The organism is Magnetococcales bacterium (assembly GCA_015228935.1).
Classification (GTDB): Bacteria; Pseudomonadota; Magnetococcia; order Magnetococcales; family DC0425bin3; genus HA3dbin3.
Genome location: JADGCO010000130.1, coordinates 1 through 9,997, shown reverse-complemented (window position 1 = coordinate 9,997; position 9,997 = coordinate 1). Strand labels below are relative to the sequence as shown.

The following is a 9,997-nucleotide window of genomic DNA, read 5'->3' as shown; positions in this document are numbered from 1 at the left end:
CTGCGAGAAAAACGTCGCGCAGATGTCTGGTAATCACCGACCGTTCACGACCAAACGATTGCCCCATCTGCTCCTGCGAAAGCCAGACGGCGTCTTGTTCCAGCCGAACCTCGAACATGCCGTTTTCGATCTGATATATGTTGGTTTCAGCAAAGGCGTATTTCAATCACCATTTATTGGGTATGTTTCCCGCACGACCCGCTCATAAAACACCAGGCCCACGCGCTCGATGTGTTCCTGCAATTCAGGGTGATTCAGTTGGGCAAAAACCGAGAGATCAATCGTGTAGGGCAGGAGCAGGTCATCCAGGGTTTCGGCAATTATTGAACAAAGTTTGAGCGTCAGGTTTGCCCCAAGCAGGGTCAAATCAATGTCCGACCCCGGTTTGAAATGGCCCTTGGCGCGTGAACCATAGAGAATAGCTTGATCGATTTCCGGGAAACGTGCCAGGACGCCCTGGATTTTTTCGACCGTGGCAACGCTGAGTCCATGTTTCATGAGTCAATATCGTGTTGGTCATGCCGGGTGGTAAAATCTTTGGCCAGGGCCACAAAAGCCGGATAAAACTTCAACAGGACATCATCAACGACGGCCTGGGCAATATCGGAGCTGTAGGAGTGTGAAGTCAGATTGCGTGCCCGGATCATCTCCATCCACACTTCGCCCGCTTCGATCAAACCGTTTTTAAACGCGGTGCGCGTTGCGTCCTTCGAACCGATCAAATCCGTGAACCCTTTTGCCTCCAAATAATCTTTCAGGAGATTCCAGGCCAGTTCGTGAGTGAACTCAAAACCTTGAATCAATCCCTGCTGTTCAAGCCGCGTCAATGCCCGTACCCGGGCCAGTTCCGCCGCTTCGTCCAGCGTTTGCAAGGCTCTGAGATAGTTTTGGAATCGTTGCTGCCAGCGAACATCCTGCATGGCCGGATCCTGATACGTGCAAATTGGTGAACCACCCCGCGACCGAAAGCATGCTCTGTCATGGGCAAAAAGTCAAATTTGACCGGACCAGGGCGGGACCGCCGGATAAAAAAATTTGACGAAAGGCATGCTGGTATGTCATTCAGAGAGGGAGAGGGAGCCGCGTTTTCTCTGTCACGTTGTTTAATTGATTTCATGCGTGGGAGTGTGGGCGGCGTTGATGGTCAGGAACTGCGCAGCGAAGACCTGTGAACCCCGCCAGGACCGGAAGGTAGCAGCGGTAACGGGATCCTTCGGGTGCCGCAACCATCCTGATCGGAGCCGCCCTTCATCGTTGAAGTTTTTTGGGCTGTTGCCCCATTCATTGCCCCCCTTTTGACGGTTCAGACCGGTCGGATTCGAAGCCGAACAGATGTCTGCATATCTGGTACTGGCGCGAAAATGGCGCCCCCAGGGTTTTGCCACCCTGATCGGACAGGAACATGTCACCCGCTCCCTGATCAATGCCCTGGGGAGTGGACGGTTGGCGCATGCGTTCCTGTTCACGGGCATACGCGGGGTGGGCAAAACCACCCTGGCCCGCGTCCTGGCCATGTGTCTCAACTGCGAGACCGGACCGACGGCAACCCCCTGCGGCACCTGCGACTCCTGCCTGGAAATCCGCACCGGCAGCCATCCGGATGTCCTGGAAATCGACGCCGCCTCCCGCACCAAGGTCGATCAAATGCGGGAAGTCTTGGAAATGGTTCGCTATACCCCGGCATCCGCACGGTTCAAGGTCTACATTCTGGACGAAGTCCACATGCTGACCACCCAATCCTTCAATGCCCTCCTGAAGACGTTGGAAGAACCCCCGGCCCACGTCAAATTCATCTTTGCCACGACCGAATCCCGCCGTCTGCCGGCCACCATCCTGAGCCGCTGCCAGCGTTATGACCTGAAACGGGTCCCGCGCCCGGTGATGCAAGACCATCTGGCCCATATTCTGGCCACGGAAAAAGTAACCTGGGATGAAGCGGGATTGGCAGCCGTGGTGCGGGCTGCGGATGGCTCGGTACGGGATGCCCTCTCCATTCTGGATCAGGCCATCGCCCACGGCAATGGTGCCGTCCTGTTTGAAAATGTGCGCCATCTGCTCGGCCTGACCGACCGGGATGCCGTGATCGACCTTTTGGCCGCCGTGACCGAAGGTTCCGGAGACAAAGTGTTGCAGGCCATCCAGGCATTTTTTGTCGGGGGACTGGAACCGGACATTCTCGTCAATGACCTGCTCGAATTGCTGCATCTGGGGGTGCGGTCACGGGTTCTGCGACAGGAAAGCAGGTCGGAACCACCGGCGTTGGATCTGGAACCCGCGCCTCCTTTTCTGGACAATTTTCCCCTGGAACACTTGCAGATGCTCTATCAGGTTCTGTTGCGCGGGCGCGGGGATCTCCAGGTCGCTGCATCCCCCTATCAGGCCCTGGAAATGCTCCTGTTGCGGGTCACCTACCTGCGCCAGGCACCCGATTTGCGTCAGTTGATCCTGAAAATGTCCGGGGGAGGGGAGGGGAATCCCGGTCGGTCTGTCGGAGCGGACACGAAAAGGCCTGCTGAAGGGGTGGAAAATTCCGGTCAGCCGGCCAGGGCCAGATTGAACATGCCCGGGGGAGGGGAGGGGAATCCCGGTCAGTCTGTCGGAGCGGGCACGAAAAGGCCTGCTGAAGGAGAGGATAATTCCGGTCAGTCGGCCAGGGCCAGATTGAACATGCCCGGGGAAGGGGAGGGAAATTCCAGTCGATTTGCTGGCGACGACCGGGGCCTGTCCGGGGGAGGGGAGAGGAATTCCAGTCGGATTGCCAACGTGGACATCAAGGTGTCTGGTGAAGCCGCAACGGTATTGCACGAGGATGGGAGGGTACAGGAAGCGATTGCCAACGCAGATATCAAGGTGTCTGGTGAAGCCGCAACGGTTTTGCACAAGGATGGGGGGATGCTGCAAGCGTCGGCAGCTACGATCCACCCGGAGAAAAATCGGACCGGCAGCATGCGAACCCTTGCCTCCTGGGAGGATTTCCTGACACTGACAACCCGGAACTCCCCCTCTCTGGCTCGACGATTGGGCGGGCAGGTGGCCTGTCTGAAGTTTTGTGCCGGGACCGGCGGCATACCGGAAACAATCCATTTGCGCCTGACCCATGACTGTTTTGGACCCGCAGTTCGTCTCCAGCAAATGTTGGCGGAATTTTTGTTGCAACAAGGGTTTGGCGGTACCCGACTGATCGTGGAAGAGGCATCCTTGGCATCCCGTCCAGAGAGCTGGCAGGAAAGCCAGGAACGACAGACACAGGAGCATAAGCAAACCCTGACTGACGAAATCCGGGAACACCCGGTCATCCGGCATCTGATGGAGGTGTTTCAGGCTGAAATTGTGGCCGTGGAACCCCTGGCAGGTGAGGCGTGAATATCAATTCTGACGGCAAAAGTCGAAAGCGAGGCGACTGTGAAAAATCTGGGCAATATGCTGAAACAGGCACAACAGATGCAGGAACGGATGGTCAAAATGCAGGAGGAGTTGGCCCAGACCACGGTGACGGGCCAATCCGGTGGTGGCTTGGTGGTGGTGACCATGAATGGCAAACAGGAGTTGCAAAAGGTTCGCATCGATCCAAAACTGCTGCAGCCCGAAGAGGTCGAAATGCTGGAAGACCTGGTGGCGGCAGCCTTCAACGATGCCCAGCGGCGCTTGCTGGAAATCACCCAGCAACAATTGTCCCAGGTAACCGGGGGCATGAACATTCCCGGCCTGAAACTGCCCTGACGTTGGTGTACTGAAATCAACATGTTCAGCAGCGAAATTACCCCGGGGTTGCCTTCCGTCACCAAGGCCGTGGCCCTTTTTTCCCGCTTTCCGGGAGTGGGACGCAAGTCGGCCCAGCGCATGGTGCAACACCTGCTGCGCCGGGAACAGAGCGAAATCAACCTGTTGATCCAAGCCCTGGAAGGATTGCGGGAAAAAGTGCGTCCCTGCACGGTATGCCACAATCTGGCGGAAGCGGATTTATGCTGGATCTGCGCCGACCGGCAACGCGATCAAACCATGCTCTGCGTCCTGGAAGAGGCATCGGACCTGCTGGCCATGGAAAAGGCCGGCTTGTTTCGCGGCGTCTATCATGTTTTGGGGGGGCGGCTCTCCCCTCTGGATGGGGTTGGACCGGAACAGCTTCATTTTGCCGCCTTGACCGCCCGTCTGCACCAGGGCCGGATCGCCGAGTTGATCATTGCCACCAATCCCACTGTCGAAGGAGAGGCCACGGCCCATTATGTCGCCCAGATGGCCGAACCCCTGGTCGGGAAAGTCACGCGCCTGGCCTACGGACTGCCCATGGGAGGTGAGCTGGAATACCTGGATGAATCGACCCTCTACCAGGCTTTGGCCGGACGCCGAAAATTTTGAGCCGGCGTGAGATGCATTGCCTGAACGAAAAAGGATTGCTATAACCATACTGGACACGTCAATATTTACCCTTCTGTTACATGGCAGGAGTCCGTCAATACGAAAAACCCGGCTCCCCTCTTCCCGAACAGGGAGAAGAACGTGACGCCGGGGATTATGGAACCAAACCAACCCAAGGAGCAGTCTGGATGGCCACTCTCAAACCCGAGCAGCAGCTTTTTCCCTATCCCGGCATCCCGGGGACGGGGGACGGTTCGGATGCTGTCGCCTATGTTGAAACCCGGGCCACGGATGGTGCAGCAGCTTATCCCATCACCTCATCGACCATCATGGGCCAGTTGTATCAGGTGGCCGTGGCAAATGGATTCAAGAATGTCTGGGGAACCCCACTGGCCTGGATGGAACTGGAATCCGAACACTCCTCAGCTTCCGCCTGCGAAGGATTCGCCCTGGCGGGAGGACGGGTGACCAATTTTACCTCCGGACAGGGTTTGATCCTGATGAAGGAGGTCCTGTACACCATTGCCGGCAAGCGGTTGCCTCATGTGCTGAACGTCGGTGCCCGCGCCCTGACCGTGCAATCCCTGAACGTCCATGCCGGGCATGATGACGTGATGGGTGTCGCCGACGTGGCCTGGGGGATGCTGTTCGCCCACAGCATCCAGGCCGTGGCCGATCTCTGCCTGATCGCCCGCCGCGCCTCCGAAGATGGTCTGACCCCCATGATGAACATCCAGGATGGCTTCCTGGGTACCCACACCATCGAAAATTTGAATTATCCCGAAGATGAACTGGTCCGCGATTACCTCGGCAATCCCCGGGATCGTATCCGGCCCGTGTTCGATTCTGCCAACCCGATGCAGATTGGCGTGGTGCAAAACCAGGATGCCTACATGCAGGGTCGCATCGCCCAGCGGTTTTTCTACGATAAACTCCCCGGCGTCATCGAACACGCCATGGATGAGTACTACAAACTGACCGGTCGCCGCTATGGCCTGATCGAACCCGTACAAATGGATGATGCTGAATATGCCATCATCGCCATGGGTACCCTGGCTGAAACAGCCAGCTCGGCCATCGATATGGTCCGCAAAAATCTGGGCATCAAGCTCGGTGCCGTGATCGTCACCTGCTATCGGCCTTTCCCCGCCGAGCAGATCGCCAAAGTGTTGCGCAACTGTAAAGCCATCGCCGTGCTGGAACGGTGCGATATTCCAACCATGGTGGACAACCCCCTGACCACCGATATCGAAGCCTCCCTGGCCAAAGCCGTCATGGGCATTCCGGGCTTTACCAAGATGGATCGGATTCCGTATGTGTTTACGGGTTCCGCCGGTCTCGGCTCCCGCGACGTGACCCCGGGACACATCCTCGCCGTCGTGAAAAACATGCTCGCCGGCGACCAGGGCAAGCGCTTCTTCACCCTGGGTATCGACCACCCGTCCAGCCTGGCCACGGAAACCGAACCCGATGTACGCCCCGTCGGCTCCTTCTCGGTCCGGGGACACTCCGTCGGTGGCTACGGGTCGGTAACCACGAACAAGATTATCGCCACCATTCTGGGTGACACCTTCGGCTTCAAGGTCCAGGCCGCACCCAAATACGGTTCAGAAAAGAAAGGTCTGCCAACCAATACCTATCTGACCGTGACACCGTCCGGGAAAATATTGACCCACTGCGAATTGCAACAGGTCGATTTCGTTCCCCTCATGGACCCCACGACTTGGCACATGGGTAACCCCCTGGTGGGTCTCCAGAACAAAGGTATCGTCTTCCAACATACCGACGAAACCACCCCGGAAGGGTTGTGGAACTCCATCCCGTCCTATGCCAAATATGTGATCCGGGAAAATGGCATCCGATTCTACGGAGTGGATACCATCGCCATCGCCCGGGAAGCCTGCAAGTCCGACTCCTCCCTGATCCAACGCTTCCAGGGTGTGGTCTTGTTGGGGGTGTTTCTGCGGGTCACCCCGTTCCGGGAAAATGCCAACCTCTCCGAGCAGGTCATGTTTGATCAGGTGCGCAAGCCCCTGGAAAAATACTTCGGCAAGCGGGGTGGGCAGGTGGTCGAGGATAACCTCAATGCCGCCAGACAGGGATACTCAAGGGTTATGGAAGTGACCCGGGCCATCATGGACGCCACGCCACCCGAAGTGTTGGCCCAGGGCAAGTTGGACTGGGATGCCAAGGGTAAGGACGTTAACGCCTTCTTCATCTAAGCATCGGCGCGGCGGTATGAAGTCCGCCCACGATTGGAGGGATTTTGCATGAGTCAGCGCGCCAAGATTTATTCGCATCCCACCCCCAAATGGTATGACGCCAATCGGGCACGGGAGATTATCGAGGCCTACAATTCCGGACGGGGATCGGGTCAGCCAGCCGATCCTTTCGTGGCCCGCTCGATTGTTCCAGCCGGCACGGGATCCTATCGTGATTTTTCCTACATTGCCCCGGATCTCCCGGAATACATGTCGGAAAATTGCGTGGCCTGCATGGAGTGTGTCCAGAACTGCCCCGATTCGGCCATCTGGGGTCGGGTCATCACCCCGGCCAACCTGGATACGGAAGTCAACAAGTTTTGTGACGGTCGCACCAAAGACCTCATCCGGAAACAGGTCGTCCAGACGACCAAGTTTTGGAAAACCTACGAAAAGAAAAAAGAAAAAGAACCCGATGCCCCGGGCGGTGCCTGGTTCGGTATTTTCGTCGATCCGACCAAGTGCAAAGGGTGCGGCGAGTGCGTCACCGCCTGCGGTGATCACCGTGCCCTCAAAATGATCAAAAAGACCAAAGACAATCTCCCGGATTATTTCTCCATCTGGGACTTCTACAAGAGCAGCCCGAATACCCCCGCCGAGTACATCAATCCGAAACTCCGCGTCGATATCATGCTCAACGAGGACGCCAACCAGTATGTGGGGGGTGCCGGATCCTGCATGGGTTGCGGTGAAGCCTCGGTCATTCGGCAACTGCTGGCCATCACCAACGAAGTGGTCGGCCATAAATATGGCATCGTGGCATCCACCGGCTGCAATACGGTGTACGGTTCCACCTACCCGTTCAATCCATTCCGGGTACCCTGGGTCAACTCCCTGTTCGAAAACAACTGCGTGGTGGCCATGGGTATCCGCGCCCATTGGGACCAACTGGGCAAACAGGACCATGTCCTGTGGGCCTTCGGGGGTGACGGAGCCATGCTCGATATCGGCTTCCAATCCCTGTCGCGCATGTTGACCTCCGGCATGAACATCAAGGTTCTCATCCTGGATACACAGGTCTACTCCAACACCGGTGGCCAGGCCTCCACAGCGACCTTCATTGGTCAGGATGCCAAAATGTCTGTTCATGGCAAGACTGTCATGGGCAAACAGGAACGACGCAAGGAGATCGGCCTGATTGCCATGATGCATCCGCGGGTCTTTGTGGTGCAGACGGTCGGCCCCATGATCACCCATTTCTACCGGGCCGTGGAGCAGGCCTTGCGTTTCGATGGTCCGGCGGTGATCAACGTCTACACCACCTGTCAGCCCGAGCATCAGGTTGCCGATGATGTCTCCTGTCAGCAGGCGGTCATGGCGGTGGAATCTCGGGCTTTCCCGGTCTACGTGTACAATCCGGATGCCGGGCCAACCATCGCTTCCCGCCTGTCACTCCAGGGCAATCCCTCCCTGAAACGCGACTGGCATCACAAAAAGGGCAAGGATGGCGTCGAGGAACGGGTTGACTTCCTCTCCTTCGCCAAGACCGAAGGCCGGTTTGTGAAGCATTTCGACAAGGATGGCAAGCCCAGCGAGGTCCTGTTGCGGTCAATGGAAGATCGGTTGGCCAACTGGCGCCGACTCCAGGAACTGGCCGGTATCGAAAACGTCGATGCCCAGGGCGAGTATTCCGCAGGCTGATTGTCAGCGACTCAAAACGCCCTTCCCTCGCCGAGGGAGGGGCGTTTTTTTTGGCCGGTCCGGAGTGCAGGGTCAATCAGGAACAGAAGCGAGGAACTTTGCCATGAATCAAGAGGTATTGGCCGAAATGCGACGCGCTCTGACCCGGACGCGCCACCTGGAAGATCGGGCTGCAACACGAATCCGGGACCGGATGCGGGTGGATCAACCCCTGGATGGGCTGGTTGCCAACCGGATCGACCGTTTGGAGCCCGTGGATGTGGAGTTGTTGCTGGCCGGTATTTTTACGCCGGATCGCCAGGATCGGGAACCTTTTGAGGCCGTGTTGCCGCTGGCAGGCCTGGATGGTGCGACCCTGACCAGCATCGTTGACATGTTGACTCAGGAAAAATTGGGTTGTCCCATCGAATTTTCCGGAGAGACCACTTTGCTTGTGGTTCCTGAAATCATTATTGAACGTTATGTGCGTCTGTTGCATGTGGACCGCCCTATTCAACCTGTCGTTGCCGAACGGATACGTGACCTCTTTCCGGCCTCGCAACATGCGTGCGCCCTCTGCTGTGTGCGGCAACCGGTCTGGCAGGGAGAGGAGCGTGTGGCCCTGTTGCTGGGATTTTTGGACATGTTGCAAAAGGATGCAACCGGTCAGATTGAAAAACTGCTGTTTCTCTCGGAATTTGTGGAGAGTTATCGTCCCCTCGACCTGGCTCAACTGACTTGGCAACTCATCCATCTGGTCGAATCCTACCAAAATACGCAGTTGGGTCCGGTGTTCAATCCGGAATTGGAAAATCTCCAGGTCAATGCCCTGCGCTCCCGTTATTGTGGCCCCCAGGTGAAGGCGGAGCGTCTGGCCATGGCCAATGCCCTGCTGCGGGATTTGAAGGTGATCATGAAATCAATCGAAATCTGATAGACGGAATATCCATTCAGGATTCCTTGATGGCCACTTTTTTGTTGCCAAGGGGTTGTGTCTTGAGATACGTTAAGATTCAGACTCAAAATCATGTTGATCTGGAATAGGGGGGCCATGGAGGTTTTGATCTGGTCAGGGTCCGGAACTATATGGCATCCAAGGCTTTTTTCAAAAGTGTGTGACAGATCCGTGATGATGGCCCGATGAGTTTCAACCCGATCTGGGGGGCGAATCATGATAAAGAACAAGTCGGTGGGATGGATGCTGGTGTTGGTGATGATACCTTGGGTGAAACTCATGGCGGAAGAGGGGCGCAGGGGGGCAGAACGAGAACAGGTCCAAGAGAAGGCAGACATCAAGGCACAAGAAGCACGACAGATCCGAGATGAAGGTTCCCATGCGACACCACAAGTAACGTCTGGGGCCTCCGAGGCATCGATTGGCATGGAATTTGTGCGGGTACCCGGTGGATGTTTTCAGATGGGAAGCGAGGAACAGGACAGACATAACGAAGAAAAGCCGATCCATGAGGTATGTCTGGATACGTTCGAGATTGCCAGGCACGAGATCACGCAAGGTCAGTGGCAGGCTGTGATGGGATCAAATCCGGCTTATTTTTCACTTTGTGGCAAAGGGTGTCCGGTGGAAAATATTTCCTGGAACGATGTCCATGAGTTTATCCGCAAGCTGAATGCCAAAGGTGTTGGGCATTATCGCCTGCCGACTGAGGCGGAATGGGAGTATGCCTGTCGTTCCGGCGGCAAGGACACGGAATTCAGCGGTAACATCGATGCACAACAAGTGGCTTGGTATGCAAACAACA

The 9,997-nt window shown here is 56.6% G+C and carries 9 protein-coding genes and 1 other RNA gene; 8 read left to right on the top strand and 2 right to left on the bottom strand.

Translation table 11 applies throughout. The features are described from left to right. Nucleotides 1–162: 162 nt before the first annotated feature. Nucleotides 163–498, bottom strand: coding sequence for a nucleotidyltransferase domain-containing protein (locus HQL65_18840; protein ID MBF0138294.1), 336 nt, complete (start codon nt 496–498; stop codon nt 163–165). After that, nucleotides 495–920 (bottom strand): nucleotidyltransferase substrate binding protein, encoded by a 426-nt coding sequence (locus HQL65_18835; GenBank protein MBF0138293.1) that lies wholly within the window; start codon nt 918–920, stop codon nt 495–497. Before HQL65_18835 ends, HQL65_18840 begins: the two co-directional genes overlap by 4 nt. 222 nt (nt 921–1,142) lie before the next feature. Between HQL65_18835 and ffs the strand changes: the two genes are divergently transcribed. The 8 genes from ffs to HQL65_18795 all read left to right on the top strand — a co-directional run. Further along, nucleotides 1,143–1,240, top strand: an RNA gene (gene ffs / locus HQL65_18830) — signal recognition particle sRNA small type. A gap of 92 nt (nt 1,241–1,332) precedes the next feature. Continuing rightward, nucleotides 1,333–3,363: a DNA polymerase III subunit gamma/tau gene (gene dnaX, locus HQL65_18825; protein ID MBF0138292.1), complete on the top strand. Its 2,031-nt coding sequence runs from the start codon at nt 1,333–1,335 to the stop codon at nt 3,361–3,363. 39 nt (nt 3,364–3,402) lie between these two features. Continuing rightward, the gene (locus tag HQL65_18820; GenBank protein MBF0138291.1) at nt 3,403–3,720 is read left to right on the top strand and encodes a YbaB/EbfC family nucleoid-associated protein; all 318 of its coding nucleotides are present in this window, start codon (nt 3,403–3,405) and stop codon (nt 3,718–3,720) included. Between the two features lie 21 nt (nt 3,721–3,741). Further along, nucleotides 3,742–4,356 (top strand): recombination protein RecR, encoded by a 615-nt coding sequence (gene recR / locus HQL65_18815; protein MBF0138290.1) that lies wholly within the window; start codon nt 3,742–3,744, stop codon nt 4,354–4,356. A gap of 188 nt (nt 4,357–4,544) precedes the next feature. After that, the gene (locus tag HQL65_18810; GenBank protein MBF0138289.1) at nt 4,545–6,578 is read left to right on the top strand and encodes a 2-oxoacid:acceptor oxidoreductase family protein; all 2,034 of its coding nucleotides are present in this window, start codon (nt 4,545–4,547) and stop codon (nt 6,576–6,578) included. A gap of 48 nt (nt 6,579–6,626) precedes the next feature. Continuing rightward, nucleotides 6,627–8,258 (top strand): thiamine pyrophosphate-binding protein, encoded by a 1,632-nt coding sequence (locus HQL65_18805; GenBank protein ID MBF0138288.1) that lies wholly within the window; start codon nt 6,627–6,629, stop codon nt 8,256–8,258. Between the two features lie 103 nt (nt 8,259–8,361). Further along, a complete protein-coding gene (locus tag HQL65_18800; protein MBF0138287.1) occupies nt 8,362–9,171 on the top strand; it encodes a hypothetical protein in 810 nt (269 codons plus the stop codon). Nucleotides 9,172–9,408: 237 nt separating this feature from the next. Beyond that, nucleotides 9,409–9,997, top strand: a 589-nt coding sequence (locus HQL65_18795; GenBank protein ID MBF0138286.1) for a formylglycine-generating enzyme family protein, incomplete at its 3' end; no start/stop codon positions are given.